The sequence below is a fragment of the Neorhizobium descurainiae genome (assembly GCF_051400715.1).
Classification (GTDB): Bacteria; Pseudomonadota; Alphaproteobacteria; order Rhizobiales; family Rhizobiaceae; genus Neorhizobium.
On sequence record NZ_JBLFFK010000023.1, the window covers coordinates 59,394 to 85,248 of the forward strand.

At 63.2% G+C, this 25,855-nt stretch carries 32 protein-coding genes, 1 tRNA gene and 1 riboswitch; of the genes, 20 read left to right on the plus strand and 13 right to left on the minus strand.

The genetic code is table 11. The annotated features are described in order from the left end of the window. Both ACMGE0_RS27860 and mgtE read right to left on the minus strand, forming a co-directional pair. The gene (locus ACMGE0_RS27860) at nt 1-393 is read right to left on the minus strand and encodes a MerR family transcriptional regulator (RefSeq protein ID WP_085424480.1); all 393 of its coding nucleotides are present in this window, start codon (nt 391-393) and stop codon (nt 1-3) included. A gap of 57 nt (nt 394-450) precedes the next feature. Beyond that, entirely contained in the window at nt 451-1,866 is a 1,416-nt protein-coding gene (mgtE, locus tag ACMGE0_RS27865) for a magnesium transporter (RefSeq protein WP_436819134.1), read from the minus strand. Between the two features lie 197 nt (nt 1,867-2,063). On the opposite strand from mgtE, the gene ACMGE0_RS27870 reads away from it, so the two are divergent. The 3 genes from ACMGE0_RS27870 (at nt 2,064) to ACMGE0_RS27880 (ending at nt 3,438) form a co-directional block, all read left to right on the plus strand. Next, the gene (locus ACMGE0_RS27870) at nt 2,064-2,555 is read left to right on the plus strand and encodes a peptide deformylase (protein ID WP_436819135.1); all 492 of its coding nucleotides are present in this window, start codon (nt 2,064-2,066) and stop codon (nt 2,553-2,555) included. A gap of 66 nt (nt 2,556-2,621) precedes the next feature. Next, nucleotides 2,622-2,879 carry a BON domain-containing protein gene (locus tag ACMGE0_RS27875; protein WP_436819136.1) on the plus strand — a complete coding sequence of 86 codons (258 nt, stop codon included), beginning with the start codon at nt 2,622-2,624 and terminating at the stop codon, nt 2,877-2,879. Between the two features lie 61 nt (nt 2,880-2,940). Further along, nucleotides 2,941-3,438, plus strand: a complete 498-nt coding sequence (locus ACMGE0_RS27880; protein ID WP_436819137.1) for a BON domain-containing protein — start codon at nt 2,941-2,943, stop codon at nt 3,436-3,438. Here the strand turns inward: ACMGE0_RS27880 and ACMGE0_RS27885 are convergent. Further along, nucleotides 3,435-3,857 (minus strand): OsmC family protein, encoded by a 423-nt coding sequence (locus tag ACMGE0_RS27885; protein ID WP_436819138.1) that lies wholly within the window; start codon nt 3,855-3,857, stop codon nt 3,435-3,437. The genes ACMGE0_RS27880 and ACMGE0_RS27885 overlap by 4 nt on opposite strands. A 10-nt stretch (nt 3,858-3,867) precedes the next feature. Further along, nucleotides 3,868-4,587, minus strand: coding sequence for a lipoyl(octanoyl) transferase LipB (gene lipB / locus ACMGE0_RS27890; protein ID WP_436819139.1), 720 nt, complete (start codon nt 4,585-4,587; stop codon nt 3,868-3,870). A 178-nt stretch (nt 4,588-4,765) separates the two neighbouring features. Between lipB and ACMGE0_RS27895 the strand changes: the two genes are divergently transcribed. The 10 genes from ACMGE0_RS27895 to fghA all read left to right on the plus strand — a co-directional run bounded on the left by ACMGE0_RS27895 (nt 4,766) and on the right by fghA (nt 11,283). Beyond that, nucleotides 4,766-4,850, plus strand: a tRNA-Leu gene (locus ACMGE0_RS27895). A gap of 119 nt (nt 4,851-4,969) precedes the next feature. Beyond that, the gene (locus tag ACMGE0_RS27900; protein ID WP_436819140.1) at nt 4,970-5,890 is read left to right on the plus strand and encodes a DMT family transporter; all 921 of its coding nucleotides are present in this window, start codon (nt 4,970-4,972) and stop codon (nt 5,888-5,890) included. Nucleotides 5,891-6,065: 175 nt separating this feature from the next. Continuing rightward, the gene (locus ACMGE0_RS27905; RefSeq protein WP_436819141.1) at nt 6,066-6,701 is read left to right on the plus strand and encodes a hypothetical protein; all 636 of its coding nucleotides are present in this window, start codon (nt 6,066-6,068) and stop codon (nt 6,699-6,701) included. 87 nt (nt 6,702-6,788) lie between these two features. After that, on the plus strand, nt 6,789-7,406 hold the full coding sequence (locus tag ACMGE0_RS27910) for a GNAT family N-acetyltransferase (protein ID WP_436819142.1): 618 nt from the start codon (nt 6,789-6,791) through the stop codon (nt 7,404-7,406). Nucleotides 7,407-7,512: 106 nt separating this feature from the next. Continuing rightward, nucleotides 7,513-8,640 carry an S-(hydroxymethyl)glutathione dehydrogenase/class III alcohol dehydrogenase gene (locus tag ACMGE0_RS27915; RefSeq protein ID WP_436819143.1) on the plus strand — a complete coding sequence of 376 codons (1,128 nt, stop codon included), beginning with the start codon at nt 7,513-7,515 and terminating at the stop codon, nt 8,638-8,640. A 93-nt stretch (nt 8,641-8,733) separates the two neighbouring features. Next, nucleotides 8,734-8,988: a type II toxin-antitoxin system ParD family antitoxin gene (locus tag ACMGE0_RS27920; protein WP_436819144.1), complete on the plus strand. Its 255-nt coding sequence runs from the start codon at nt 8,734-8,736 to the stop codon at nt 8,986-8,988. 5 nt (nt 8,989-8,993) lie between these two features. Then, a complete protein-coding gene (locus ACMGE0_RS27925) occupies nt 8,994-9,233 on the plus strand; it encodes a type II toxin-antitoxin system RelE/ParE family toxin (RefSeq protein WP_436819145.1) in 240 nt (79 codons plus the stop codon). 65 nt (nt 9,234-9,298) lie between these two features. Continuing rightward, entirely contained in the window at nt 9,299-9,751 is a 453-nt protein-coding gene (locus tag ACMGE0_RS27930) for a YaiI/YqxD family protein (RefSeq protein WP_436819146.1), read from the plus strand. Nucleotides 9,752-9,768: 17 nt separating this feature from the next. Further along, nucleotides 9,769-10,431 carry a DUF1345 domain-containing protein gene (locus tag ACMGE0_RS27935; RefSeq protein ID WP_436819147.1) on the plus strand — a complete coding sequence of 221 codons (663 nt, stop codon included), beginning with the start codon at nt 9,769-9,771 and terminating at the stop codon, nt 10,429-10,431. 18 nt (nt 10,432-10,449) lie between these two features. Continuing rightward, a complete protein-coding gene (gene fghA, locus ACMGE0_RS27940; protein WP_436819148.1) occupies nt 10,450-11,283 on the plus strand; it encodes an S-formylglutathione hydrolase in 834 nt (277 codons plus the stop codon). 3 nt (nt 11,284-11,286) lie between these two features. Here fghA and ACMGE0_RS27945 read toward each other — a convergent pair whose 3' ends face one another. From ACMGE0_RS27945 to crcB, 5 genes are read right to left on the minus strand one after another with little or no spacing between them, the layout of a single operon-like run. Continuing rightward, nucleotides 11,287-11,775, minus strand: coding sequence for a hypothetical protein (locus ACMGE0_RS27945; RefSeq protein WP_436819149.1), 489 nt, complete (start codon nt 11,773-11,775; stop codon nt 11,287-11,289). Between the two features lie 57 nt (nt 11,776-11,832). Further along, nucleotides 11,833-12,624 (minus strand): ATP12 family chaperone protein, encoded by a 792-nt coding sequence (locus ACMGE0_RS27950; protein ID WP_436819150.1) that lies wholly within the window; start codon nt 12,622-12,624, stop codon nt 11,833-11,835. 8 nt (nt 12,625-12,632) lie between these two features. Then, nucleotides 12,633-13,286 carry an HAD-IA family hydrolase gene (locus tag ACMGE0_RS27955; protein WP_436819151.1) on the minus strand — a complete coding sequence of 218 codons (654 nt, stop codon included), beginning with the start codon at nt 13,284-13,286 and terminating at the stop codon, nt 12,633-12,635. Continuing rightward, nucleotides 13,283-14,275, minus strand: a complete 993-nt coding sequence (locus ACMGE0_RS27960) for an RluA family pseudouridine synthase (RefSeq protein ID WP_436819152.1) — start codon at nt 14,273-14,275, stop codon at nt 13,283-13,285. The genes ACMGE0_RS27955 and ACMGE0_RS27960 overlap by 4 nt, the downstream gene beginning before the upstream one ends. A gap of 40 nt (nt 14,276-14,315) precedes the next feature. Continuing rightward, nucleotides 14,316-14,693, minus strand: a complete 378-nt coding sequence (gene crcB, locus ACMGE0_RS27965) for a fluoride efflux transporter CrcB (protein ID WP_436819153.1) — start codon at nt 14,691-14,693, stop codon at nt 14,316-14,318. 108 nt (nt 14,694-14,801) lie between these two features. Here crcB and ACMGE0_RS27970 point away from each other — a divergent pair, with 108 nt between their 5' ends. After that, entirely contained in the window at nt 14,802-15,095 is a 294-nt protein-coding gene (locus ACMGE0_RS27970) for a hypothetical protein (RefSeq protein ID WP_436819154.1), read from the plus strand. Nucleotides 15,096-15,107: 12 nt separating this feature from the next. Here the strand turns inward: ACMGE0_RS27970 and ACMGE0_RS27975 are convergent, their stop codons facing one another. Further along, nucleotides 15,108-16,703, minus strand: coding sequence for an EAL domain-containing protein (locus ACMGE0_RS27975; RefSeq protein WP_436819185.1), 1,596 nt, complete (start codon nt 16,701-16,703; stop codon nt 15,108-15,110). 247 nt (nt 16,704-16,950) lie between these two features. Between ACMGE0_RS27975 and ACMGE0_RS27980 the strand changes: the two genes are divergently transcribed. Both ACMGE0_RS27980 and ACMGE0_RS27985 read left to right on the plus strand, forming a co-directional pair. Then, nucleotides 16,951-17,835, plus strand: coding sequence for an oxidoreductase (locus tag ACMGE0_RS27980; RefSeq protein WP_436819155.1), 885 nt, complete (start codon nt 16,951-16,953; stop codon nt 17,833-17,835). A gap of 1 nt (nt 17,836) precedes the next feature. Beyond that, nucleotides 17,837-18,778: a LysR family transcriptional regulator gene (locus tag ACMGE0_RS27985; protein WP_436819156.1), complete on the plus strand. Its 942-nt coding sequence runs from the start codon at nt 17,837-17,839 to the stop codon at nt 18,776-18,778. A gap of 70 nt (nt 18,779-18,848) precedes the next feature. Here the strand turns inward: ACMGE0_RS27985 and ACMGE0_RS27990 are convergent, their stop codons facing one another. Further along, entirely contained in the window at nt 18,849-19,832 is a 984-nt protein-coding gene (locus ACMGE0_RS27990) for a copper chaperone PCu(A)C domain-containing protein (RefSeq protein WP_436819157.1), read from the minus strand. Between the two features lie 78 nt (nt 19,833-19,910). Beyond that, nucleotides 19,911-20,285, minus strand: a complete 375-nt coding sequence (locus ACMGE0_RS27995; protein ID WP_436819158.1) for a hypothetical protein — start codon at nt 20,283-20,285, stop codon at nt 19,911-19,913. A 192-nt stretch (nt 20,286-20,477) separates the two neighbouring features. After that, nucleotides 20,478-20,565, plus strand: a riboswitch (glycine riboswitch). 154 nt (nt 20,566-20,719) lie between these two features. On the opposite strand from ACMGE0_RS27995, the gene gcvT reads away from it, so the two are divergent. The 4 genes from gcvT to ACMGE0_RS28015 all read left to right on the plus strand — a co-directional run bounded on the left by gcvT (nt 20,720) and on the right by ACMGE0_RS28015 (nt 25,339). Continuing rightward, on the plus strand, nt 20,720-21,853 hold the full coding sequence (gene gcvT / locus ACMGE0_RS28000) for a glycine cleavage system aminomethyltransferase GcvT (RefSeq protein WP_436819159.1): 1,134 nt from the start codon (nt 20,720-20,722) through the stop codon (nt 21,851-21,853). Between the two features lie 18 nt (nt 21,854-21,871). Then, a complete protein-coding gene (gcvH, locus tag ACMGE0_RS28005) occupies nt 21,872-22,234 on the plus strand; it encodes a glycine cleavage system protein GcvH (RefSeq protein WP_436819160.1) in 363 nt (120 codons plus the stop codon). Next, nucleotides 22,231-25,095: an aminomethyl-transferring glycine dehydrogenase gene (gene gcvP, locus ACMGE0_RS28010; RefSeq protein ID WP_436819161.1), complete on the plus strand. Its 2,865-nt coding sequence runs from the start codon at nt 22,231-22,233 to the stop codon at nt 25,093-25,095. The genes gcvH and gcvP overlap by 4 nt, the downstream gene beginning before the upstream one ends. 106 nt (nt 25,096-25,201) lie before the next feature. Continuing rightward, nucleotides 25,202-25,339, plus strand: a complete 138-nt coding sequence (locus ACMGE0_RS28015; RefSeq protein ID WP_436819162.1) for a hypothetical protein — start codon at nt 25,202-25,204, stop codon at nt 25,337-25,339. A 52-nt stretch (nt 25,340-25,391) separates the two neighbouring features. Here the strand turns inward: ACMGE0_RS28015 and ACMGE0_RS28020 are convergent, their stop codons facing one another. Beyond that, on the minus strand, nt 25,392-25,814 hold the full coding sequence (locus ACMGE0_RS28020) for a cupin domain-containing protein (RefSeq protein WP_436819163.1): 423 nt from the start codon (nt 25,812-25,814) through the stop codon (nt 25,392-25,394). Between the last annotated feature and the right edge of the window lie 41 nt (nt 25,815-25,855).

Consider the following 25,855-nt stretch of genomic DNA (forward strand, 5'->3'; position numbering starts at 1 on the left):
TCAGGTCCCGACGCCGATTTCGGCGAGCCGCGTCAGGCAGGCTTCCTCGACATTGTCGAGCTCGGCCAGCGTATCATCGATATCCTTGCGCTTCTGGCGCAGGTCGTCGCGCTTCTCGTCGATGCGCTTCATCAGGAGCTTGAGCTGGCCCATCTCGCCCGGCGGTTCCTTGTAGACCTGGATGATCTCGCGGATCTCGGCGATCGTGAATCCGATCCTGCGGCCGCGCAGGATTTCCTGGATGAGCCTCCTGTCCGCCGCCCGGAAAAGCCGCGTGCGGCCCCGGCGCTCCGGATGGATGAGCCCCTCGTCCTCGTAGAAGCGAAGCGTGCGGGTAGAAACCCCGAATTCCCGCGTCAGCTCCGTGATGCTATAATATTTGTTCACGACCATGTCCTGCTGTCTGCCGGCCAAAATAATTGACTTTTACGTAATAGTCAATTTGAGCGGTCAGTTCAGGAGCCAGAGCGTCGCCAGCCCCAGAAACGAGAAGAAACCGGTCGTATCGGTGATCGCCGTGACGAAGACGGCGGAGGACACGGCCGGATCGGCGCCGGCCCGGTCGAGCAGCAGCGGGATCGTGATGCCCGCCATCGCCGCCGCGAACATGTTGATCAGCATGGCGGTGGCGATCAGTCCGCCGATATGGACGTCGTGAAACCAGAGGCCGGCTACCATTCCGACAAGGCAGCCGATCACCACGCCGTTGATGAGGCCGACGCCCGCCTCGCGGCGCGCGACCCGCCAGGCATTGTGGATGTCGAGATTGCGGGTGGCAAGCGCCCGCACGGTCACCGTCATCGTCTGCGAGCCGGCATTGCCGCCCATGCCGGCGACGATCGGCATGAGGATCGCAAGCGCCACCACCTCTTCGATCGTCGCCTCGAAGAGCGAGATCACCGAGGCGGAGATGAAGGCGGTGAAGAGATTGATCAGCAGCCAGGGCACGCGCGAACGCGAGGTTTCGGTAACCGAGTCGGATAATTCTTCATCGCCGACGCCCGAGAGCCGCATGATGTCCTCTTCCGCCTCTTCCTGAATGACGTCGACCACGTCGTCGATCGTCAGCACGCCGACGAGCCGCCCGTTCTCGTCCACCACGGCGGCGGACAGGAGGTCGTATTGCTCGAAAAGCTGGGCGGCCTCCTCCTGGTCCATGTCGGCGGGGATCGGATAGTTCGTTTCCCGCATGATCGTCTCGATCTTCACCTGCCTTTTTGTGCGCAGGATCCTGTCGAGATCGACGACGCCGAGCAGCTTGAAGGTCGGATCGATGACGAAGATTTGCGTAAAACTCTCCGGCAGGTCCTCCTCGTCGCGCATGTAGTCGATCGTCTGGCCGACGGTCCAGAACGGCGGCACGGCGACGAATTCCGTCTGCATACGGCGCCCGGCCGACTGCTCCGGATAGTCGAGCGCCCGCCTGAGCCTGACCCGTTCGGTGAACGGCAGCTGCGCCAGGATTTCCTCCCGGTCCTCCTGGTCGAGGTCTTCGAGAATATAGACGGCGTCGTCCGAATCGAGATCGCCGATCGCCGCGGCGATCTGCTCGTTCGGCATCTGGTCGACGATTTCCATGCGGATCGCTTCGTCGACTTCGGTAAGCGCGGTCAGGTCGAAATCGTCGCCGAGCAGCTTGACGAGCGCCAGGCGCTGGTCGGGCAGGATCGCTTCGAGAAGGTCGCCCAGTTCGGATTCGTGCAGCCGGGCGACATGCTGGCGCAGAAAGAGAACGTCGCGGTCGGCGATCGCCGCGCCCACCATCGCCAGGAAATCGGCGCGGATCGACCCGTCATCGGAATAGATGTCGTCGCCGGCTTCGTCGGTTTTTGTGCGCAGGCGGTCGTCTTCGCCGATATCGCTCATCTGCCGCCCTCGCTGCTTGCATCCGACAAAAGGAAGATGGCGGCAAAAAGCATATTGTCAACAACCGGATAGCTCAATCCGGCCCTATTGCCCGTGACGCCGGTTTTCCTGCTAGAACAATTGGCGTTGCGGGTCCAGCCCGCACGCTGAAATGGCCTGGAAAATCCACCCTGCAGAAGACCGGAGGAGGTTCGAAAATGACCGTCCGCACCATCCTGAAATATCCCGATCCGGGTCTTTCCAGACCCTGCGGATCAGTCAAGGTTTTCGACACGGCCCTCGGCACCCTCGCGCACGATCTTCTCGATACGATGCGGGCAGCACCCGGCGTCGGGATCACCGCCGCTCATATCGGCGTCTTCGTGCGCCTCGTGGTGCTGGAACTCTCGAAGGAGGCGGGGCCGCGTTTCTACGTGAACCCGGAAATCCTTTCCTTTTCGGAGGAAACCATGCGCCACACGGAGGGCAGCGTCTCCATGCCGGGTGCAACCGAGGAGGTCGAGCGGCCGCGAAAAATCCGCTTCCGCTATCAGGATATCGAGGGCGCCTTTCATGAGGAGGATGCGGAAGGTTTCTATGCCATCTGCATGCAGCACGAGATCGACCAGCTCGACGGCGTCTTCTGGCTGAAACGGCTTTCGCGGCTGAAACGAGACCGGCTGGTCCGCAGATGGGAAAGGGGAAAATAGACACTCGGTGCTGAACCAAAATCGGTTTCAACCGTTCATCGGTCGTCTCAAGGAGGAGCTACGACCATGAATGCAACCGCAGACAAGACCGCAGCCGAACTGGAGCGAAAAGTATCCGAACGCCTGGCAGGCCTGCCGGACGTCGACGCTTCCCACATCGAACCGCATGCCGAGGGAACCAAGGTCATCCTCGAAGGTTCTGTCGATACCGTGTTCTCAGCCCGCAAGGCGGTTTTGAGCGCGGAGACCGTGGATGGCGTCCATGATGTCGAAAGTCATCTGACCCTCACGGGCAGGAAGGATGGCCCATCCGCGAGCCATTGAGGAAAACATTGCCCGGCGCATCAGTGGTGCGCCGGGAACCGGCTGAAATGAGGAGGTGACCATGCCTGCCAAGCGAAAGGTTGACGACATTTCCCGCGAGGAGGATTTTCGCGATTACGACGACCGAAATATCGATGAGGGCTGGCCTTATGACGATGCCTCCGGCGCCGGTGCCCGGCCGGTCGACAACGCCGCTTATGGCGAGCCCGCGGCCAATTTCGACAGCGAGCGCAACCGCGGCTATCACGTGGATGAAGCGGATTTCGATGGATTGGAAGAGCGCGTGGTCGACAGCGCCTTTCCCGGTACGGACGGGCTTGAGGATTCCGACGATCTGGAAGAGCGCGTCACCGATGCGATCGAGAACCTGGACGTCGTCCCGATGGACGCGATCGACGTGCATGTCGACGACGGCAAGGTGACGATCGAGGGCGTGGTGGACGATGCCTCCGCCTCCCGCAAGATCGTCCGGCAGGTCCAGGACATTCCCGGTGTGCGTCTGGTGATCAACCACCTCAGGCTCTCGGGCGTCGACAGCCGCATTCCCGACGAGGACTAACCGATTTCGACGGAAAGCTCGGGGGCGTTCTTCAGCGTGTTGCTGACGGTGCAGATGTCTTCCGCCATATGGGCGATTTCGGCCTTTTCCAAAGGACTGAGATCGCCTTCGACCGTCAGCTTCACGATGAAGCGCGTGATCCGGGATGGCCCGCCCTCAGCCTTCTCGCCCGTGACATGCGCCCTCACCTCTGCAAGCCTGTCGAGAATGCCGAGCTTGCTCGCCGCGATCCGCCCGCTGAGCACGAGGCATGCGGCGAGCGATGAGAACATCAGGTCGAGCGGATTGAAACCCGGCTCCGAGGCGCCCGTCACCACCTCCACCTGGCCGTTCGTCTCGCTTGTCACCTGCGGGTGACCGAGGCGCCCGACCACCGCCGTCGCGCCGATCGGACGGGTCTTGATCTTCACGTCCACCATTGTCTTGCCCTTATCGCTCCGAAACGGTCGGTCCGAAAATATCCTCGAAAGCCTCGCGCAGCCTGATGTCCACATCGGCCATCATCACCGGCAGGCCGAGATCGACGAGGCTCGTCACCCCATAGGCGCTGATTCCGCAGGGCACGATGCCTGAAAAATGCGAAAGATCGGGATCGACATTCAGCGACAGGCCGTGAAAGCTGACCCAGCGGCGCAGCCTTATGCCGAGTGCCGCGACCTTGTCCTCCGCCATGGAACCGTCCGGCAGAAGCGGCTTTTCCGGCCGGTGCACCCAGACGCCGACGCGATCCTCGCGCCGTTCGCCGCGCACGTTCATCATGTCGAGCGTGCGGATGACGAGTTCCTCCAGCGCGGCCACATAGGCGCGCACGTCCTGGCGCCGGCGTTTGAGGTCCAGCATCACGTAGGCGACCCGCTGTCCGGGACCGTGATAGGTATATTCGCCGCCGCGGCCTGTGGAAAACACCGGGAATCGGTCGGGCTCGATAAGGTCGGCGGCGTCGGCGCTCGTGCCGGCCGTATAGAGCGGCGGGTGTTCGAGCAGCCAGACCAGTTCGTCGGCATGGCCGTCGGCGATCGCGGCGACCTCCCGTTCCATCTCGGCGACCGCCTCCTCGTAAGGCACGAGCCCGTCGGAAATCCGCCAGCGCACCGGCGGAGAGCCGGGCTTCGGCAGCATGGCAAGATTGAGGTCGGTGCGTGTCAGCATGGGAATTCTTCTGGCAAAAACGATGGAAGGCGGCAAGAGGCGGGCTTTCCGGTCGCTTCCATATAGGTATTTCGCTTTCGGATTTTTATCCTTCAAAAATCTGTCACGGCACACTTGTGCCCGGGAAATCGTTTTGCTACATGCTGCCCCGCCGGCGCAAGTCGGCACCTACCACGATGCGGTCGTGGCGGAATTGGTAGACGCGCAGCGTTGAGGTCGCTGTGGGGCAACCCGTGGAAGTTCGAGTCTTCTCGACCGCACCAAAGAAACCCGCTTCGGCGGGTTTTTTGTTGTCCGGAGCTCGATGATGCCTGCCCGGATATCCCGCTTGAAGAACATCGATGCCTGTGGTTGAAAACGCCGTTCCTCGAAAGCGCCGGGCATGCCCTCTTCCACATCTGAAAATCCGCTCAAGGGCATGGCTATCATGGCCACCTGCATGATCGTCCTGCCGGTGATGGACGCGATCGCCAAATACATGGCGACCTTCGAAGCCATGTCTCCCGGCCAGGTGACCTTCTACCGCTTCTTCTTCCAGCTCGTCTGCATCCTGCCCTTGGTGTTTTTCACGGGTGCGGCCGTCTTCAGGGCGAAACGCCCGTGGATGAACCTCTTCCGCGGCGTGCTGCATGCGGCCGCCAGCCTCATGTTCTTCGCCGCCGTCAAATATATGCCGCTCGCAGACGTCTTCGCGATCTATTTCGTCGAACCCTTCATGCTGACCATGATGTCGGCCATCTTTCTCGGCGAGAAGGTCGGCTGGCGGCGCTGGCTGGCGATCGTCGTCGGTTTCGGCGGCGCCATGATCGTCATCCAGCCGAGTTACGCGATCTTCGGCTGGACCGCGCTGCTGCCGGTCGTCTGCGCCTTCCTTTACACCCTCTATCTCTTCTTGAACCGTGCGATCGGCGAGGCCGATTCGCCGCTCGTCATGCAGACCATGGCAGGCGTCGGCGGCACGCTCTTCATGGCGGCGGCGCTCGGCATCGGAAGCGGCATGGACGGGACGGATTTCACGCCCTCGCTTCCGGCCTCCTTTCTCGGGCTCTTCCTGCTGATCCTGCTCGGTTCGATCTCCGGCTACATGCATCTGCTTGTCGTCCGCGCCTTCCGCCTGGCGCCGCTCTCGCTGCTCGCGCCCTTCCAGTATTTCGAGATCATCTCCGCTACGGTATTGGGATATGCCCTCTTCGGCGATTTCCCGACGGCTTCGAAATGGCTCGGGATCGTCATCATCGTCGCCTCCGGCCTCTTCATCATCTGGCGCGAGCGTCTCAAATCGCAACAGGCCGAACCGGTTTAACGGTTTCGTTGGAGGCGGGTTAACTCCGCTCCTTTCCGGACCCTCAACTTCTCTCCGGTAGGACCCACATCAGAGTTTCATGATGAAACGGAGATGGAAGATGAGCGGATTCCGCTTTTCTTTTCCGGCATGTGTCATCGCCGGGAAGGGTCGGATCGTGGCCGACGATATTTTCATGTTGCGCAGATATGCGTTCGCGGACGGCATCCGCTCCTCTGAAGACGTGCTGGCCCTGTTTGCGATCCACGAGTCCTGTCCCGAGCACAACCCCGAATGGACGACCTATTTCGTCGAGAGCCTGACGGCCTATCTCGTCCACGGTACGGAACCCGCGGGCCTGATCGACGAGGCGAAAGCCGGCTGGCTGATGCGCACGATCGCCGCCGACGGCGCCGTCCGCTCGGCCGCCGAACTCGAACTTCTGCTGCATGCCATGGAAATCGCGTCCGAAGTGCCGGAAAGCCTCTCCGCTTTCGCGCTCGATCAGATCCGCCTGGCTCTCGAACCGGATGCGCGCGGAACCTATCACGCAAGCCGACCGGCGGCCGAAGGCATCGCCGCTTACGATCTTGCCTATATCTGGCGCGTTCTGCGCGGCGCCCTGGAACGGGGCCGGCTGATGCTCTCGCCGCTCGAGGCACGGGTGTTGCGCGAAATCGATGCCCTTGCCGCTCCCTCCGCCCACCATCCGGCCTGGCGGGAGATGATGGGGGCAATCGTCACTCTCGACCGGCCACAGGAAGCGCTGCGCTCGGAGCGTTGGCTCCTTTCCGATGGACGGCTTTCTTTGGATGAAGGTCTTGCCGCCTGACGGCGGAAGGAAGGCCGGAACGGCTTCCCTCGAACCCGATTGCGCCTATGCCGTTGACATCCCGGCGAGAACCGGTTCAAAGGCCGCATGAAAACCGATAACCCCCTCCTCCCCCCGGGCTATTCCGCCGTGCCGCCCGGCAAGCTCGCCACCGTCGTGACCTGCCTTGAGATGTTTGCTCCTCCGCCTGCGAAACCCTCGCCGGCAGCGGATACGTCGCTGACGCTGCAACACTGGCAATCGCCCGACATCGAAAGCTATCGCGCTCTGTTCCGCGCCGTCGGCGAGGAATGGATGTGGGTGTCGCGCCTCGTCATGGCGGACGAGAACCTCGCGGCGATCCTCAATGATCCCAAGGTCGAAATCTATGCCCTGACGGATCGCGGGCGCCCCGTCGGCCTGCTGGAGCTCGATTTCCGAGGTGAAAGCGAATGCGAACTCGCGTATTTCGGGCTCGTTTCCGATGCGATCGGCAAGGGCGCCGGCCGTTTCCTGATGAACAAGGCGATAGAAAAAGCCTGGGCCAGGCCGATCCGCCGCTTCTGGGTGCATACCTGCCACCTCGATTCGCCTCAGGCGCTGCAGTTCTATCAGCGTTCCGGCTTCAAGCCTTATGCCGCGATGGTGGAAATTCTGGACGATCCGCGCCTGACCGGCCTCCTGCCGAAGAGCGCCTCGCCGCACGTGCCCCTCATCGAGCCGTAAGCCGCCCGTGTTTTTTGCGACTTGCGGCGTCCGGTTCCGGCTTGAGCCGCAGCACCTCGCCGTGCGAAGGTCGCGCTGAATCTGGAAGTATCAGGGAGAGAACATCATGGATGTCCGTGCCGCCGTCGCCGTCCAGGCTGGAAAACCGCTCGAAGTGATGACCGTGCAGCTCGAAGGCCCGAAGGCCGGCGAGGTGCTGGTCGAAGTGAAGGCGACCGGCATCTGCCACACCGACGACTTCACCCTGTCCGGCGCCGATCCGGAAGGGCTCTTTCCGGCCATCCTCGGCCACGAAGGCGCCGGCATCGTCGTCGATGTCGGACCGGGCGTCACCTCGGTGAAGAAGGGCGACCACGTCATTCCGCTCTACACGCCGGAATGCCGCGAATGCCCCTCCTGCCTGTCGCGCAAGACGAACCTCTGCACCGCGATCCGCTCCACCCAGGGCCAGGGCCTGATGCCGGACGGCACGTCGCGCTTCTCCATCGGCAAGGACAAGATCCACCATTACATGGGCTGCTCGACCTTCGCGAACTACACGGTCCTGCCGGAGATCGCAGTGGCCAGGATCAATCCCGACGCGCCCTTCGACAAGGTCTGCTATATCGGCTGCGGCGTCACGACCGGGATCGGCGCCGTCGTCAACACGGCCAAGGTGGAGATGGGCTCGACGGCGATCGTCTTCGGCCTCGGCGGCATCGGCCTCAACGTCATCCAGGGGCTGCGGCTCGCCGGCGCCGACATGATCATCGGGGTCGATTTGAACAACGACAAGAAGGCCTGGGGCGAACGCTTCGGCATGACCCATTTCGTCAACCCGAAGGAAGTCGAAGGCGATATCGTCCCCTATCTCGTCAACCTGACGAAGCGCGGCGCAGACCAGATCGGCGGGGCCGATTACACCTTCGACTGCACCGGCAACACGAAAGTGATGCGCCAGGCGCTGGAATCGTCCCATCGCGGCTGGGGCAAGTCTGTCGTCATCGGGGTGGCCGGCGCCGGCCAGGAAATCTCCACCCGGCCCTTCCAGCTCGTCACCGGACGCACCTGGATGGGCACGGCCTTCGGCGGCGCCCGCGGCCGCACCGACGTGCCGAAGATCGTCGACTGGTACATGGAGGGCAAGATCGAGATCGATCCGATGATAACCTACACCATGCCGCTCGAAGACATCAACAAGGGTTTTGAGCTGATGCATGGCGGCGAAAGCATCAGGAGCGTTGTGATCTATTGATATCTCCGCAGAGAGGAGCGTCGCGTTCCTCTCTGGTCTTGCCGATCCGCAATTGATAAACTTGCGCTCGGCCTATTCTCCATTGGAGCCAGCATGTCGCCCGCACACACCGTGTCGTTGACGAAGGAACAGCAGGATCTAGTCGATCGCCTGGTTCGCTCGGGGCGCTTCGAAGGTGCGAATGATGTCGTCGCCTCCGGCCTTCGCTTGCTGGAGGAACGCGAAAGAGAGGCATCCAGGTTCATCGCCGGCCTTGAAGCGGAGATCGAAAAAGGCCTGCGAAGCGGTGACGCGGTGCCGATGGAGCCTGCCGGAGAACTGCTGGCCGCGTTTCGTCGCCGGAAGTAACGCCGATGGGTCTCATCATCCGCCGTCCCCAGTTCGTTGAAGACCTTCGCGATGTTTGGGATTTTATCGCTCGTGGCAGCGAGAGACATGCGGATGCCTTGGTTCTGGAACTTGAAAAGCGCTATCTAACACTCTCCGAGAATCCATTTCCCGGCGTTCAGCGCTTCCCGAATTATCCCGGTATGCGGATGTTTTCCTTTTCGCAAGTACATCATCATCTACGATCCTTTGCCCGATTGCTCTGATATCGAATTGATCCGTCTTCTGCATGCCGCTAGAGACTATCATCGTTATTTTGATGATTGATCCCATGCCCCGAATCTACGTCGATGCCGATGCCTGCCCGGTGAAGCCGGAAATCCTGAAGGTCGCGGAGCGCCACGGTCTCGAAGTGACCTTCGTTGCCAATTCCGGCCTCCGCCCGTCGCGCGATCCGATGGTGCATAATATTATCGTCTCCGGCGCCTTCGACGCCGCGGACGACTGGATCGCCGAGCATGCCGGCCCGGGCGATATCGTCGTCACCGCCGACGTGCCGCTTGCCGGCCGCTGTGTCGCGAGGGGCGCGCTGGTGACCGGCCCCACGGGCCGGGTATTCGACGAGACCAATATCGGCATGGCGAGTGCCATGCGCGACCTCGGCGCGCATCTCCGCGAAACCGGCGAGAGCAAGGGCTACAATGCCGCCTTTTCGCCCCGTGACCGGTCGAAATTCCTCGAAACGCTGGACCGGCTCTGCCGCCGCGCCAGATCAGGTACGTAGGAAAGCGGAAACCTTCGATGCCGAACCCCTGGCACAGTTTGAGGCATCAGCGGCATGGGCCGTTCTTCGTCGGCGCCGTCATATCGCTCGTCTGCCTGCCCTTCCTGCTGTTTTACGTGCCTATCCTCGCCCCGGGGATCGCCGCGATCGTCTTTTTCCTCATCTATCTCGGCATGATGGCCGCGCGTATCCCGAAACTCGACGGCCCTATGCTGAGGCAGAAGGGCCAGAACACGGACGAGCCGGCGCCCGTCATCCTTGCCGTGACGCTGATGGCCGTCGCCGTCGCCGTGGTCTCGCTCTTCGGGGTGCTCAATCGGGATCGCCCGGCAGGCCCCGCGGAAATCTCCCTGGCCTTCGCCTCGGTGGTTCTCGGATGGCTGACCATCCACACCATGTTCGCCCTGCACTATGCCCATCTCTACTGGCGGCCGGACGAACAGCGGCGGAAGAACGAGGCGAAACGCGGCGGCCTGGATTTTCCCGAAACGGACGAGCCCGGCGCCTATGATTTCCTCTATTTCTCCTTCATCATAGGCATGACCGCCCAGACATCCGATACCGCCATCACCACCACCGAGATGCGCAAGATCAATCTGGTGCATGGGGTCATATCCTTCTTCTTCAACACCGTGCTTGTGGCCGCCGCGGTCAACACCGTGGTCTCGCTCGCCGTCTGAGCCTCAGGGAGATTCCATATGAAAGTCCTGTCCCAGAATACCGCCTTCGGCGGCATGCAGGGCGTCTTCGCGCATGAATCGGAGGCCTGCGGATGCGAGATGACCTTCGCGGTCTTCGTGCCGCCGAAGGCGATCCATGAGCCCTGCCCGGTCCTTTGGTATCTCTCCGGGCTGACCTGCACCCATGCCAACGTGATGGAAAAGGGCGAATACCGCAGGCTCGCCGCCGAGCTCGGCCTCATCATCGTCTGCCCGGATACGAGCCCGCGCGGCAATGACGTGCCGGACGAGCTCACCAACTGGCAGATGGGCAAGGGCGCCGGCTTCTATCTCGACGCCACCGAAAAGCCCTGGGCCGAACACTACCGGATGTACACTTACGTCACGGAAGAGCTGCCGAATTTCGTCAGCCAGCATTTCCGCATGGACATGAGCCGCCAGGGTATTTCCGGCCATTCCATGGGCGGCCACGGCGCCATGACGATAGCGCTCAAAAAACCGGACCGGTTCAAAAGCTGCTCGGCCTTCGCCCCCATCGTTCAACCGTCGACCGCCGATTGGTCGGCACCCGCCTTCGAGAAATATCTTGGCGCCGACAAGGCTGCATGGCGCCGATACGACGCCTGCGCGCTGGTGGAGGACGGCGCCCGCTTCCCGGAATTCCTGATCGACCAGGGCAAGGCGGACGGATTTCTGGAAAACGGCCTGCGTCCCTGGCTGTTCGAGGAGGCGGTGAAGGGAACGGATATTGGTCTGACGCTCCGGATGCACGAGCGCTACGACCATTCCTATTACTTCATCTCCACCTTCATGGACGACCACCTCCGATGGCACGCGGAACGCCTGGCCTGATCCTCACGGAAACAGCGCGCTTGCGATCGCCGGGCGGCGCTGGCCGTCGAGCCGGAATTCGCCGGCGATGCGGTCGGCGATCCCTTCGGCGAGCTGCCGGTCCGCTTCCGCCGCATCTAGCAGGAAGATCGATGTCCTGAACGTCCCTTCGGCGATCGGCTCGCCGCTTGAAACGGAGATTGCCTGGACCGTCACCGTCACCTCGTGCCGGCTGCCGATCAGAAGCGGCATGTGCGATGCCCTGTCGATGCGCACGGCGATGATCGTCCGCGGCAGCACGGTCGTCCGCACGGTCGCCCGGATCGCCTCGTCGACCAGCATGTCGGTGGCGATCACCAGCTCCCGCGGCACGTCGGGCCGCGCAGTGACGAAAGCGCCGCGCACGTCATAGAGCAGTTTCTCGCGCACCGCGTCGGCCTCCGGCATGCGGAAGGCCGTCAGCGGCAAGGCGGTAAGCACTATGAAAGCGAGACGAAAGACGCGGCGGACCATCGAAAAACCCGGGAAACGGTGCTTCGCGATGTTGCGTCGGTTACGGTTAGGGAAGCCTTAAGCCGGGGCGCGCAAGGCGAGAAAAACTGCCGCCGCCGCCTGCATCTCCTCGAGCCTCTTGGCACGGCGATGCTCCGCTTCCGCGTCCGTCCCCCAGTGCTCGTTGGTCCAGTCCTCGTCGAGATGGGCAAGCGCCCAGGCCTCGTCGGCGGTGATGCGGCCTTCCGCGAAGGCGAGCGCCAGCAGCGCCGAGCCGGTCAGCGACGTGACCGTATGGAGCACGGCAAGCTCGACCGGCGTGTCGTATTTCCTGAGCGTCACGGCAAAGGCGGCGATCGCCTCCTTCGGCTGTTCCTGCGGCATGACGCCCTCGATCAGGATGAAACGGGCCCCGAGCTCGTTCGCGGCCCAGTCGATGATCGGGTCCCATTGCTCGCTCTGCCGGATGACGAGGTTCTCCGGCCCGTCGGCGCGGTAGCAGAGCATGTCGCTTGCCGAGAAGCGCAGGATGTCCTCGAACACGGCTTGCGGATCGGCCGCGATGCCGTCGATCGCGGTGTTGACGAGACGCGTCACCGGCATTGTACGCGGGTCGATGACGTCGATTTGGTTGGCCCATTCGTCGCGCAGCAGTTCGGCAAGCCCGGCGCTCGGAGCGACAAGCCCGTTCTTCGCCGGCGTCTTCACCGGCCGTCCGTCCAGATGGATGGCGTGACCGCCCTCGCCTTCCGAAACCGAGACTTCCCTGTAGAAGCGTTTCGGCAGCGGCTTCTGCATCTGGATCTGCGCCCGCCGTGTGGGATCGGCATGGCTCATCGCTTCGGAAGGATCGGGAAAAATCTCACGCATGAAAAACCTCAGCCGATATGGGCGAGAATCTCGCTCGGATGGTGGACCACGGCGTCGGCTCCCGCCTTCTTCAATTCGTCCACCGAGGCATAACCCCAGGATACGCCGAGCGCCTTGGCGCCGGCCGCCTTCGCCATCTGCATATCGTAGATCGCATCGCCGATGACAAGGGTGTCGGCGGCCTTCATGCCCGTCTCCTCGCAGCATTCCGTGACCATCGCCGGATGCGGCTTGGAGGGGCAGTCGTCCGCGGTGCGCCCGACGACGAAATATCTGTCGAAACCGTGCGTCTCCATGACGAGATTGAGGCCGCGCCGCGACTTGCCGGTCACCGCCCCGATCAGCAGAGAGGCGCGCGGGCCGATTTCGTCGATCAGTTCGCGGATGCCGGGAAACAGCGGTTCCCTGAAATCGAGATCCTTGCGGACGACGGCGAACAGCGACTTGTAATAGGCCATCATCTCGACGTCCTCGCTATCCGCATGCTCCTTGCCCTGCATGCGGGCGATCGCGATGTCGAGCGTCAGGCCGATGATCGCCTTGGTGTCGGCGAACGTCGGCTCGGGCTTGGCAAACTGCGCAAAGGTCCGGCGCATGGTTTCGTGGATGAGGCCGGCGCTGTCGACCAGCGTGCCGTCGCAATCGAACAGGACCAGTTTCATTCTTCGCCGTCCTTGTCGCCGTCGGTCTGATCGAACCCCAGAAGGTTCCAGCTCTGCACCATATGCGGCGGCAGAGGCGCGGTGACCCTCAGGCGCCCGCCGGAAGGATGCGGGATGTCGATATGCCGGGCATGCAGATGCAGCCGCTTCTGGATGCCGCCCGGAAAATCCCAGTTCGGATCGTCGATGAAATATTTCGGATCGCCGATGATCGGATGGCCCATATGGAGCGCGTGGACGCGAAGCTGGTGGGTGCGGCCGGTATAGGGCTCCATTTCCAGCCAGGCGAGCCGCTGCGCGGCCGTGTCGATCACGCGGTAATAGGAAACCGCATGGTCGGCGCCCTCTTCGCCGTGCCTGGCGATCCGCATCCGGTCGCCGTCGGGCGTCTGCTCCTTGACGAGCCAGGTGGAGATCTTGTCCTCGTGTTTTCGCGGCACGCCCTTGACCAGCGACCAGTAGGTCTTCTGGGTGTCGCGCTCGCGGAATGCGGCGGTCAGCTTCTGTGCCGCGCCACGCGTGCGTGCGATCACCAGCACGCCGGACGTATCGCGGTCGAGCCGGTGGACGAGCCGCGGCTTTTCGCCCTTCGGGCTCACCCAGCTGTCGAGCATCTGGTCGATATGCCGGGCGACGCCCGACCCGCCCTGCACGGCAAGCCCTGCCGGCTTGTTGAGCACGATGACTTTATCGTCCTCGTGCAGCACCATCCGCGACAGAAGCTTGAAATCGCTGGAATGCTTCAAATCCTTGCCGGCGATCGGACCGGTCTTCTTCGCATCCGTCTCCATCGGCGGAATGCGCACCATCTGGCCCGGCTGCACGCGGGCGTCGGATTTCACCCGGCCCCCGTCGACGCGCACCTGGCCCGAACGCAACAGTTTCTGCAGCGCGCCGAAGCCGAGGCCCGGATAATGGACCTTGAACCAGCGGTCGAGACGCATGCCCGCCTCGTCCGCCTCGACGCGGATATGCTCGATGCCTGCCATCAAGTGTCTTTCGTAATTCCCTTTGGATCAGCCCTGCCCTTTAGAGCATTGCCCGCCCGAGCGCCAGCCCGGCAAAGACGGCGCCGAGCGAGATCGCCACGCTGGCGACGATATAGGTCGCGGCGACGAGCCCCGCGCCACGCTCGAACAGCGCGACGACATCGAGCGAAAACGCCGAAAATGTCGTGAAGCCGCCGAGGAAGCCTGTGACGATCAAAAGCCGCATTTCGGGGGATGCGTCGAGCCGGCGGGCGATGAGTTCCGCCAGGAAGCCGATCGCGAACGAGCCGGCGACATTGACCGTGAGCGTTCCCCAGGGAAAGTTCGGACCGAACTGGCGCAGCGTCCAGACCCCGACGAGATAGCGGAAGACGGAGCCGGCCGCTCCGCCGATGGCGACGAGAAGCATGTTGATCATGGGCACCTGTGTAATACGGCCGGAAAAATCGTCAAATCGATAAAATGCCGCGCTTTTGTTTAAAGGGGAACAAATCGGGTTCTGCTTACGTCTTTCTATCGAAGAGGAATGGCGACAAGCGACATGACATTGGTGGTGAGCATATCGGCGAATACCGCGGCCATGGCCATCGAGGCCCTGAAGCCCGGCCGGCGCATCTCGTCCAAGGACCATGCCGCCGACATCAAGGCCGACGCGGACCGCAATGTCCGCCGCGCCGAAAATGCCGCCGAACCCGGCGATGTGGAACGCATGCCGCCTTCTCCGTCGGTCGCTCTGGACCTCCTGACCGCCGGCCAGCAACCGCGCCAGCAGGCGACGCTCGATCAGGCGCAATCCGCCTATCGCGATCTGGACGACTGAAGGCCACCGCTTTCAGGCAGCCACGACCCGGATATTCCCCCGCCCGTTCCCCTGGCGGGCTTTTGCATTACGGTAATAGCGGATGAAATCCGGGGCCGGCAGCGGTTTGGAGAACAGCCAGCCCTGGCCGAAGTGCACGTCGCGGGCGGTCAGGTAATCCGCCTGTTCTTCGGTCTCCACCCCCTCCGCGACGATCTGCAGATCGAGCGTCTTGGCCATCTCGATGATATGGGAGGTCACCGAACTCGTCGCGCTGTTGCGGCCGATCGTGTCGATGAAGGATTTGTCGATCTTCAGCGCGTCCATCGGCAGGCCCTGCAGATATTGCAGGCTGGAATAGCCCGTGCCGAAATCGTCGATCGCCACCGCATGGCCTCGCTCGCGAGCCCGGGCCAGCGTTGAACGGGCGGCGTCGATATCGATGAAGCCGCGTTCGGTCGCCTCGAGCCAGATCTGCCGGGGCTCGATCTCCGTCCCGGCGAGCCTGTCTTCGAGAACGTCGAGCGCGCGGCCCGAGGTCACGTCGGCGGCGGAGAGATTGACGGCCACATGCATCGAGCGATCCATTCTGAGCAGCGCGCCGAGTTCGAGGATGATCGCCTCGATCACCTGATCGGTGATCGGCAGGATGAGGCCGCTCTCTTCCGCCAGCGGAATGAAGAGGTCGGGCCTGACCAGCGAACCGTCCGGCCGCTGCCAGCGCAACAGCGCCTCGGCGCCGATGCACGACCCCGTCTTCAGCTCGACGATCGGCTGGTAATGGACGATGAACTCGCGCTTGCGCACCGCGATGGAGAGCTCGCCGAGCGGCGACAGTCTCTTTCTCGACAGCCAGGCGACGATCCCGACGATGAAGGCCGCGATGAACGCGCCGACCGGCAGCAACAGGAGCTGTTCCTGGCGCAGCTTGGCGGCAAGGTTCGAGCGCGGCTCCATGGCGATCGCGATCAGCCCCTTGTCGCGCGCGACGGCGTAGAGCGATGCGGAGGTCATGCCCTTCCGCGGCTCGCCGATCAGCGCGTCGACGAGCTCCGGATCGGGGGAGTTGAGCTTGCTGATCAGCAAACCGTCCTGGTTCGCAAGCGCCAGCGAAATGTCGTCCTCCACGAGGATGTCGACGAAACGGGCCGGGTCCATGAGGACGCTGTAGCTGCCGTAATGCAGCGCCATCACCGGATTCCCCATGCTGGCGGCAGGCTGTACGTGCGTCGTCACTTCGAGCCCGTCCGGCGTCACGTAATCCACGGGCGCCTTGCTGACCTCGCCCTCCTCCACGCCCCAGGAGGTGCATTTCAGGCGTCCGTTCTCGATATAGCCGACTTCCGCGACCGAGGGCGTATTGAAGGCGATCACCCGCATGCGGGCGATATGCTGGGGCGAACAGGGCGGCAGGCGCGGATAGGCGAGCGAATCGAGCGCCAGCTTGGCGTCCTCGAAGGTCCTGCTGGCGCGCATGATCGTCTGTTCGGCCACCCGTTCGAGATTGTCCTGCTGTTTCTCGACCGCGATCATCCAGGAGATGTAGACCATCGCGGCAATCGGAACGATCGCACCGAGGAGGCCCAGGAAGATGGCCGCCGCAATCACGCGGGAACGTCGCAGTTCCATTGCCGAAACCTTTGATGACAGGTTGTATTCCTTCATCGCGGATTTCCGTTAAGATTTCTTGCAGCAACTCGATCAGGTTGTATCGATGCGGGTTCTAAAACCCGAACCATCGCCACGCGATGGCAGGGCGCGACTTGCGATCTTTCGATTTTGAAGTACAGCTTCAGACATCATGCGGCTTTGCCGGTCTAATCCTGCATAATCTTCTCGCTTATGTGGTAGCCTGTCTTTCAACGGAGCATCCCCCATGTCACAGGAAATCCCACAGGAAATATCACAGGCAACCTCGCAGAAAACATCCCTTCTTTTCCTTGTCACCGGCGTAAGTTCGGGACTCGGCAAGGCGATCGCAGGCGCCGCACTTGATGCCGGCCACAAGATCGCCGGCATCGTCCGCCGGCAGGAAGACGCGGCCGCCTTCGAAGCCACCGCACCCGGCCGCGCTACCGCCATCCGTCTCGACGTGATCGATACGGACGCGATCGCGCCGGCGGTCGCGAAAATCGAGAAGGAGATCGGCCCGATCGACGTTCTCGTCAACAATGCCGGCTATGGCCACGAAGGCGTGCTCGAGGAATCGACCATGGCCGAACTTCGCCATCAGTTCGAGGTCAACACGTTCGCACCGGTCGCCTTCATGCAGGCCGTGCTTCCCTATATGCGTGCGCGCCGCGCCGGCCGCATCGTCAACGTCACCTCGATGGGCGGCATCATCACCATGCCCGGCATCTCCTTCTATCACGGCAGCAAGTTCGCGCTGGAGGGCATCGGGGAATCGCTCGGCAAGGAGGTCCGCGAGCTCGGCATTTTCGTGACGGCCGTGGAACCCGGCGGTTTCCGCACCGACTGGGCCGGTCGCTCCATGGTCCGGGCCGGCCGCAGCATCGCCGACTACGACGCCATCTTCGATCCGGTTCGCGAACGCCGGCAGGGTTATAGCGGCAGGCAGGCCGGCGATCCGGCCAGGCTGGGCAAGGCGGTGCTGGAACTCGTCCGGTCGGAAAATCCGCCTGCGCACCTCCTGCTCGGCAGCGATGCGCTCCGCCTGGTCCGCGACAAGCTCGCAAGCCTGAATGCCGAGATCGAGGCCTGGGAAGACGTCTCTATTTCGACCGATTTCCAGGAGGCCTGACATGTCCGAAGCTCCGCTGGAAGGTCTCGAAGCCTTCGTCACCGTGGCTCGCCTGCGGAGCTTTTCGGCCGCCGCCACAAGGCTTTCCATGTCGCCGTCGGCGGTCAGCCAGGCGGTGCGGACGCTGGAACGCCGGCTTGGCGTCGCTCTCTTTCACCGCACGACGCGCAGCGTCAGCCTGACCGAGGCTGGCGAGGCTTACCTGGCCCGCGTCGGACCTGCCTTGCAGGAACTGACCGCCGCGGCAGCGGCCATCGGCGAGAATGCCGCCGAACCGTCTGGCCTGCTCAGGCTCAACGTGCCGCGCTCGGCCTATATGATCGTGCTGCAACCGATCCTTACGGAATTCCTGGAACGCTACCCCGCAGTCGATATCGACGTCGTGGTCGATGGCGCCAGGGCCGATATCGTCGAGGGCGGTTACGACGCCGGCATCCGCTTCGGTGACCTGATCCAGAAGGACATGATCGCCGTGCCGGTCGGCCCGTCGATCTCGGCCTTTATTGTCGCGTCGCCGGACTACCTGGCCCGCTTCGGCACACCGCAGCATCCGCGCGACCTGCTGCAGCACCGGCTGATCGCCTTCCGGCCGACCAATACCGGCCAGGTGGAGAAGTGGGAGTTCGAAAAGGACGGCGAAAAGCTCGTCCTGCCGGGCACCGGACGGCTCACCTGCAACGACCTTGCGGCACTCACCCAGGCCGCGCTGGACGGGCTTGGCGTGAGTTATCTGATCAACGGCCATATCGACGGCCTGCTGAAACAGGGAAAGCTTGCCCGACTGCTGGAGGACTGGAGTCCGCCGCTTGCCGGCTTCCATATCTATTTCGCCGACCGCCGCCATGTGGCGCCGAAACTCCGCGCCTTCATCGACTTCCTGAAGAGCCGGAAATGGGCGGCACCTTCCAATCTCGACGCCTATTTTCGGGCGAAATCCGGTTAAGGCCTGCCGCCGGTGAAACTGCTGCGGTAGAAGGTGCCGGGGTCCATTCGTTGAACGGCCCCGATCACATTCAATTATGCCGGTGGCCACCGGGACCTGCCGCTTCGACCGGCAGCGTGATATCCACCGCGCCGGCCTTTTCGAAGGTCAGCGTCACCGGCACCGTGCCGCCCGCCTTGAAGGGCTCCTTGACCTTCATGAACATGAGGTGCAGCCCGCCGGGCGTCAATTCCACCGTCTTGCCGGCGGGGATGGCGATGCCGCCTTCCAGCTTGCGCATCCTCATCACCTGGCCCTGCATGGCCATCTCGTGCAGCTCCACCGTGCCGGCAATCGATGAGGAGGCCGAGACCAGCCTGTCGTCGGCCTTGCCGTTGTTCTTGACGGTGAAATAGCCGCCGCCGACCGGCTGGCCCGGCAGCATGGCCTTGGTGAAGGCGCCGGTCACGTCCAGATCGCCGGCCTTGACGACATCGTCATGGGCCGCCGTCGCCCCGCCCATGTCCATGCCGGCATGCTCGTCATGGCTGCCCGCCGTTTTCGCGGTCACGGTGAGCACCGGCGCCGGGTTCTTGAAGGAATGCGGATCGGCGCCCTCTGCCGCGACCTGATCCCACACGACCTTGCCGTCCGTGCCGCAAAGCTGCGTGGCCGGGAAAGCGAGCGTCTTGCCCGCCGCAATGCCGGAGATTTTGCCCTGGATGTTGAACGTGTCGTAATAGGCGTCGGCCAGGGTGCCGTTCTTCCAACGGATTTCCACCGGACCCGAGGTCACCTTGGTGCCGTGATCGTCATAGGATTTGACATAGTCGCCCTGAATGATTTCCAGGTCCCAGCCGGGCTTCGGCTGCGGCTTGGCAAGAACGAAGCCCTCCGGCAGCTTGACCTGGAATTCCGTCGTCGCCTTGCCGTCGCAGCCATGCGGCACCTGCAGCGAGATGACCGAGGTGCTTTCCTCGGCCGCGCTGCCGTCGACGAATGTCACATGTGCATGCGCCTGTGTGCCTGCGGCGGCGAAAAGGCCGGAAAGCGCGAGTTTGGTGATGGTCTTCATGGAATGTCCCCTTCCGGTGACAGCGTGCTCTGGCTGTATCGACCGGGATGTGATTGATCTCTTGGATGAACGGCAGGATCAGATCGAAAACGGCGGGGCGCGGGATTTCGGCCGGGCGACGGCGGCCGTGCCGAGCAATACGGAGAATTCAGGAAGCGGATTGACGAGCGAGGCGCGTTCGCCGGAAAGCCATGCCGCATCGTCGGGCGGCGGCAGGATCACCGAGGCGGCAAGCAGGCAGACTTCGCAGAGCGGCCTTGCCGCCGGTGTTTTGTGCCCGTGGTCGCCGTCGGAGCAGATGTCCGCGAACGTGCCGTCCGGCAGGCGGTAGGCTTCGCTGTAGGAATCGGGCGGTGCCGCCTGGACCGGCTGATGGGCAAAGCCCAGCCCGAACAGCAGCGCGGCGCAGAAGATGCGCAGGAAAACCGCCGCTGTCGAAAGCCTTGCCGTCATGATCTCGTCCGTTGGACGACGACGGAATACTCCAATTCGGGATGAAGCGCAAAAGCCCTTTTTGCGTCGGGATCCCTGCGGGTCGCGGTCGGCATTGCATTAGGTCAAATCGCGTTTGCTGCACTGCGACAGAAATCGTGTTCTCCGCGACATGAGGGGCTTGCCAAACCGCCAATGAGGTCGATAATGGCAACGGACTCGCTGGGAGAAGCCGCTTCGATGCGGTGCCGAAGGAGCAACCGCCCCGGAAACTCTCAGGCAAAAGGACCAGCGAGCCCCGACAGGAACTCTGGAGAGAAGCTTTGCTTTGAAGCAAGGCTCGCCGAAGGGATAACAATCTCAGGCGACAAGGACAGAGGGGGCTCATGGAACCGGCGCGGCAACGCGTCTGACACTGAGCCGGCGCCGGCCAAGCGCCAGACCTGGAGGCGTCTTTGGACGATCAGATTCTCAAGCAAACCCCGCTCCACGCCCTTCATCTGTCGCTCGGCGCCAGGATGGTGCCCTTCGCCGGTTACGACATGCCGGTGCAATATCCCGCCGGCGTCTTGAAGGAGCACCTGCAGACCCGCGCCGCCGCCGGCCTTTTCGACGTCTCCCATATGGGCCAGGTGATCGTCCGCGCGAAGACCGGCGCTTACGAGGATGCCGCTCTGGCGCTGGAAGGCCTCGTGCCGGTCGATATCCTCGGCCTCAAGCCCGGCCGCCAGCGCTACGGCTTCTTCACCGGCGAAAACGGCGGCATCCTCGACGACCTGATGATCGCCAATCGCGGCGATCATCTTCTCGTCGTCGTCAACGCGTCTTGCAAGGAGGCGGATGTCGCCCACATGCAGGAAAACCTTGCCGGCTGCGACGTAGCACTTCTCGAAGACCGCGCGCTTATCGCCCTTCAGGGTCCGCGCGCAGAAGGGGTCTTGGCGGCTCTGTGGCCGGACGTGACCGACATGAAGTTCATGGGCGTCCGCGACGCCCTCCTCCACGATGCGCCCTGCATCATCTCCCGCTCCGGCTATTCCGGGGAGGACGGTTTCGAGATTTCGGTTCCCGCGGACCAGGCCGAACAGATCGCGAGAGCCCTGCTCGAAGATCCCCACTGTATGCCGATCGGCCTCGGTGCCCGGGATTCGCTCCGCCTCGAAGCCGGTCTCTGCCTCTATGGCAACGACATAGACACGACGACATCGCCGGTCGAAGCCGCGCTCGAATGGGCGATCCAGAAGGTAAGACGCCCCGGCGGCGCCCGCGCCGGCGGCTATCCGGGTGCCGCCCGCATCGAAGAGGATCTGGAGAAAGGTCCTGTCCGGCGCCGGGTCGGCCTCAAGCCGGAAGGAAAGGCGCCCGTGCGCGCCCATGCCGGCCTGTTTGCGGAAGATTCGCCGGAATCGCCGATCGGCGAGGTCACCTCCGGGACGTTCGGGCCGAGCACCGAAGGCCCTGTGGCCATGGGTTACGTTCCCGCCTCGCTTGCCGGGCCGGAAACCCGGGTCTTCGCCGAAGTGCGCGGCAAGTATCTGCCCCTCGTCGTCACCGCCCTTCCCTTCATCACCCCTGCCTACAAACGCTAAAATCCTCCGGAGAGAACCATGCTGAAATTCACCGCCGAACACGAATGGCTGAAACTCGACGGCGATGTCGCCACCGTCGGCATCACGGCGCATGCCGCCGAACAGCTCGGCGACCTCGTCTTCGTCGAACTGCCGGAAGTGGGCGCCGAGCTCGCCAGGGACGGCAATGCCGCGACGGTAGAGAGCGTCAAGGCTGCCTCCGACGTCTATTGTCCGCTGGATGGCGAAATCACCGAGGTCAACCAGGCGATCGTCGACGATCCCTCCATCGTCAATTCCGATCCTCAAGGCGCCGGCTGGTTCTTCAAGCTGAAGCTCAAGAACGCCTCCGACGCCGACGCGCTGCTCGACGAGGCCGCCTATAAGGAGCTCATCGCATGAGCGACCAGTCCGATTTCCATTTCACCGACTATCAGCCCTACGACTTCGCCAATCGCCGCCATATCGGCCCCTCGCCGTCGGAAATGGCCGAGATGCTGAAGGTCGTCGGCTATCTCACCCTCGACAAGCTGATCGACGCCACCGTCCCCGCCTCGATCCGCCAGGAGGTGCCGCTCGCCTGGGGGCCGGCGCTCACCGAACGCGAGGCGCTCGACAAGCTGCGCGATACGGCCAACAGGAACAAGGCGCTCGTCTCGCTGATCGGTCAGGGCTATTACGGCACGATCACGCCGCCGGTCATCCAGCGCAACATCCTCGAAAACCCCGCCTGGTACACGGCCTACACGCCCTACCAGCCGGAAATCTCCCAAGGCCGCCTCGAAGCGCTCCTCAACTTCCAGACCATGGTCTGCGATCTCACCGGCCTCGATGTCGCCAACGCCTCGCTGCTCGACGAGGCGACCGCCGCCGCCGAAGCCATGGCGCTCTGCCAGCGCCAGGCGAAATCGAAGGCGACCGCCTTCTTCGTCGACGCCGCCTGCCATCCGCAGACGATCGCGCTGATCGAGACCCGCGCCGCGCCGCTTGGCTGGACCGTCGTCGTCGGAGACCCGATGACCGATCTTGACCCGGTCGACGTCTTCGGCGCGATCTTCCAGTATCCCGGCACCCACGGCCATGTCCGCGATTTCTCCGGTCTGATCGCCCGCCTCCACCAGACCGGCGCGGTCGCAGCCGTCGCCGCCGACCTTCTGGCCCTGACACTTCTGAAATCGCCCGGCGAGATGGGCGCCGACATTGCCATCGGCTCCTCCCAGCGCTTCGGCGTGCCGGTCGGCTATGGCGGCCCGCACGCGGCCTATATGGCCGTCAAGGACGCCCACAAGCGCGCCATGCCCGGCCGTCTCGTCGGCGTCTCGATCGATGCCCGCGGCAACCGCGCCTACCGTCTTTCGCTGCAGACCCGCGAGCAGCATATCCGCCGCGAAAAGGCGACGTCCAACATCTGCACCGCCCAGGTCCTGCTCGCCGTCATGGCCTCCATGTACGGCGTCTTCCACGGCCCGGACGGGCTGAAGGCGATCGCCCAGCAGGTGCACAAGAAGGCCGTGCTGATGGCGAAGGGCCTCGAAAAGCTAGGCTACCGCATCGAGCCCGACACCTTCTTCGACACGATCACCGTCGAAGTCGGCCATATGCAAGGCCTCGTCATGCGCGCCGCCGTCGCCGAGGGCGTGAACCTGCGCAAGGTCGGCGAAACGAAGATCGGCATGTCGCTCGACGAGCGCACGAGGCCCGCGACGCTCGAAGCCGTCTGGCGCGCCTTCGGCGGCGATTTCAAGGTTTCCGATTTCGAGCCGGAATACCGTCTGCCGAACGCGCTTCTGCGCAAGTCGGCCTACATGACGCATCCGATCTTCCACATGAACCGCGCCGAAAGCGAGATGACCCGCTATATCCGCCGGCTCTCCGACCGCGATCTGGCACTCGACCGGGCAATGATCCCGCTCGGCTCCTGCACCATGAAGCTCAACGCGACCGCGGAAATGCTGCCGATCACCTGGCCGGAATTTTCCGACATCCACCCCTTCGCCCCCGCCGACCAGGCGCTCGGCTACAAGGAGATGATCGACGATCTTTCCCAAAAACTCTGCCAGATCACCGGCTACGACGCCTTCTCCATGCAGCCGAATTCCGGCGCGCAAGGCGAATACGCGGGCCTGCTCACCATCCGCAACTACCACATCGCGAACGGCGAGACGCATCGCGACGTCTGCCTCATCCCGACCTCCGCGCATGGCACGAACCCTGCTTCCGCGCAGATGGCCGGCATGAAGGTCGTGCCGGTGAAGGCCCGGGATAACGGCGACGTCGACCTCGACGATTTCCGCGCCAAGGCCGAACAATATGCGGAAACCTTATCCGCATGCATGATCACCTATCCCTCGACGCACGGCGTCTTCGAGGAGACGGTGAAGGAAATCTGCGAGATCACCCACAGATACGGCGGCCAGGTCTATCTCGACGGCGCCAACATGAACGCCATGGTCGGCCTTGCCCGGCCCGGCGACATCGGCTCGGACGTATCGCACCTGAACCTGCACAAAACCTTCTGCATCCCCCATGGCGGCGGCGGCCCCGGCATGGGTCCGATCGGCGTCAAGGCGCACCTTGCCCCGTATCTGCCCGGCCATCCGGAATTTGACGGCCGTGAGGGCGCGGTCTCGGCCGCCCCGTTCGGTTCGCCGTCGATCCTGCCGATCTCCTGGTCCTACTGCCTGATGATGGGTGGCGAAGGTCTGACGCAGGCGACCAAGGTGGCGATCCTCAACGCCAACTATATCGCAGCCAGACTGAAGGGCGCCTATGACGTGCTCTACAAGTCGCAAGCCGGCCGCGTCGCGCATGAATGCATCATCGACACGCGCCCGCTCGCCGCATCCGCCGGCGTCACCGTCGACGACATCGCCAAGCGCCTGATCGACTGCGGCTTCCATGCGCCCACCATGAGCTGGCCGGTCGCAGGCACGCTGATGATCGAACCGACCGAGAGCGAGACGAAGGCCGAGATCGACCGTTTCTGCGATGCGATGCTGGCGATCCGCGAGGAGGCCCGCCTGATCGAGGAGGGGCGGATGGACAAGGTGAACAACCCGCTGAAGAACGCCCCGCACACGGTGGAAGATCTGGTCGGCGAATGGGACCGTCCCTATTCCCGCGAACAGGCCTGCTTCCCGCCGGGCGCATTCCGCATCGACAAATACTGGTCGCCGGTCAACCGCATCGACAACGTCTATGGCGACCGCAACCTGGTCTGCACCTGCCCGCCGATGGAGGCTTATGCCGAAGCGGCTGAATAGAGCGAATGGCAACCGGGCGGCGCGGCAAACGCGTCGCCCTTTCTTCGACCGTTGACACGCAGGCACATTCCTTTAATCGCGAAAGCGAAAAGGAAGGACGAACACGATGGAAGATCGCTCGAACGGCAATACGCTCTGGAACAAGTTTTTCGACACGGATTCGATCACCGGCACCGGCCGCTTCGTTCTCCTGATCCTCGTCTTCATCGTCATCGGCGGCGGCCTTTCCTGGCTCGTCGGGTGAAAGGCAATCGGCCTGGATGTAGCCGCGCTATCGCCAGCTGTCCAAACTCGCCTCACCCTGCCGCAGGCACGAGCCCGTAGCGGGTCATGATCGCCTTGACTTTCTCGGGATCGGGCGGTCCGCCGGCGGCCATGAGATCGGCGAGTTCGCGGAAATAGGCCGGGCCAAGCACGCCGGGCGTCAGGATGTTGAGCACGGTTGCCGGTTCTTCGCTGTCGTTGCGGAAGGAATGCACGACACCGCGCGGAATGAAGGCCGAGCCACCCGGTCCGATCGCCTGATCGGTGCCGTCGATGCGAAAGACAAGGGTGCCGGCAAGCCCGTAGACGGCCTCGTCCCAGCTTTGATGATAATGGGGCGCCGGCACCTTCGCGTTGGGCTGTACGGTCATCCGGAAGAGGTCCAGGCTTCCGGTCGTATCGTCCTTGCTGTGCAGGAATTCGAGCGTCAATCCGCCGATCTTAATCGCGTCCATGCTATTCCTCTCCGTGGTTGTATTTTCTGCAACCGGCAGGA

Coding starts and splice junctions, on each gene's coding strand:
- ACMGE0_RS27975 (WP_436819185.1), bottom strand. CDS start 16,703: ATGGAACTGCGACGTTCCCGCGTGATTGCGGCGGCCATCTTCCTGGGC.
- gcvH (WP_436819160.1), top strand. CDS start 21,872: ATGCTGAAATTCACCGCCGAACACGAATGGCTGAAACTCGACGGCGAT.
- ACMGE0_RS27995 (WP_436819158.1), bottom strand. CDS start 20,285: ATGACGGCAAGGCTTTCGACAGCGGCGGTTTTCCTGCGCATCTTCTGC.
- ACMGE0_RS28015 (WP_436819162.1), top strand. CDS start 25,202: ATGGAAGATCGCTCGAACGGCAATACGCTCTGGAACAAGTTTTTCGAC.
- ACMGE0_RS27910 (WP_436819142.1), top strand. CDS start 6,789: ATGAAAACCGATAACCCCCTCCTCCCCCCGGGCTATTCCGCCGTGCCG.
- ACMGE0_RS27915 (WP_436819143.1), top strand. CDS start 7,513: ATGGATGTCCGTGCCGCCGTCGCCGTCCAGGCTGGAAAACCGCTCGAA.
- ACMGE0_RS27930 (WP_436819146.1), top strand. CDS start 9,299: ATGCCCCGAATCTACGTCGATGCCGATGCCTGCCCGGTGAAGCCGGAA.
- ACMGE0_RS27990 (WP_436819157.1), bottom strand. CDS start 19,832: ATGAAGACCATCACCAAACTCGCGCTTTCCGGCCTTTTCGCCGCCGCA.
- fghA (WP_436819148.1), top strand. CDS start 10,450: ATGAAAGTCCTGTCCCAGAATACCGCCTTCGGCGGCATGCAGGGCGTC.
- ACMGE0_RS27905 (WP_436819141.1), top strand. CDS start 6,066: ATGTTGCGCAGATATGCGTTCGCGGACGGCATCCGCTCCTCTGAAGAC.
- ACMGE0_RS27970 (WP_436819154.1), top strand. CDS start 14,802: ATGGCGACAAGCGACATGACATTGGTGGTGAGCATATCGGCGAATACC.
- ACMGE0_RS27980 (WP_436819155.1), top strand. CDS start 16,951: ATGTCACAGGAAATCCCACAGGAAATATCACAGGCAACCTCGCAGAAA.
- gcvP (WP_436819161.1), top strand. CDS start 22,231: ATGAGCGACCAGTCCGATTTCCATTTCACCGACTATCAGCCCTACGAC.
- ACMGE0_RS27920 (WP_436819144.1), top strand. CDS start 8,734: ATGTCGCCCGCACACACCGTGTCGTTGACGAAGGAACAGCAGGATCTA.
- ACMGE0_RS27875 (WP_436819136.1), top strand. CDS start 2,622: ATGAATGCAACCGCAGACAAGACCGCAGCCGAACTGGAGCGAAAAGTA.
- ACMGE0_RS27955 (WP_436819151.1), bottom strand. CDS start 13,286: ATGAAACTGGTCCTGTTCGATTGCGACGGCACGCTGGTCGACAGCGCC.
- ACMGE0_RS27880 (WP_436819137.1), top strand. CDS start 2,941: ATGCCTGCCAAGCGAAAGGTTGACGACATTTCCCGCGAGGAGGATTTT.
- ACMGE0_RS27860 (WP_085424480.1), bottom strand. CDS start 393: ATGGTCGTGAACAAATATTATAGCATCACGGAGCTGACGCGGGAATTC.
- ACMGE0_RS27885 (WP_436819138.1), bottom strand. CDS start 3,857: ATGGTGGACGTGAAGATCAAGACCCGTCCGATCGGCGCGACGGCGGTG.
- ACMGE0_RS27870 (WP_436819135.1), top strand. CDS start 2,064: ATGACCGTCCGCACCATCCTGAAATATCCCGATCCGGGTCTTTCCAGA.
- ACMGE0_RS27960 (WP_436819152.1), bottom strand. CDS start 14,275: ATGGCAGGCATCGAGCATATCCGCGTCGAGGCGGACGAGGCGGGCATG.
- ACMGE0_RS27935 (WP_436819147.1), top strand. CDS start 9,769: ATGCCGAACCCCTGGCACAGTTTGAGGCATCAGCGGCATGGGCCGTTC.
- ACMGE0_RS27925 (WP_436819145.1), top strand. CDS start 8,994: ATGGGTCTCATCATCCGCCGTCCCCAGTTCGTTGAAGACCTTCGCGAT.
- ACMGE0_RS27985 (WP_436819156.1), top strand. CDS start 17,837: ATGTCCGAAGCTCCGCTGGAAGGTCTCGAAGCCTTCGTCACCGTGGCT.
- mgtE (WP_436819134.1), bottom strand. CDS start 1,866: ATGAGCGATATCGGCGAAGACGACCGCCTGCGCACAAAAACCGACGAA.
- ACMGE0_RS28020 (WP_436819163.1), bottom strand. CDS start 25,814: ATGGACGCGATTAAGATCGGCGGATTGACGCTCGAATTCCTGCACAGC.
- crcB (WP_436819153.1), bottom strand. CDS start 14,693: ATGATCAACATGCTTCTCGTCGCCATCGGCGGAGCGGCCGGCTCCGTC.
- lipB (WP_436819139.1), bottom strand. CDS start 4,587: ATGCTGACACGCACCGACCTCAATCTTGCCATGCTGCCGAAGCCCGGC.
- ACMGE0_RS27900 (WP_436819140.1), top strand. CDS start 4,970: ATGCCCTCTTCCACATCTGAAAATCCGCTCAAGGGCATGGCTATCATG.
- ACMGE0_RS27945 (WP_436819149.1), bottom strand. CDS start 11,775: ATGGTCCGCCGCGTCTTTCGTCTCGCTTTCATAGTGCTTACCGCCTTG.
- ACMGE0_RS27950 (WP_436819150.1), bottom strand. CDS start 12,624: ATGCGTGAGATTTTTCCCGATCCTTCCGAAGCGATGAGCCATGCCGAT.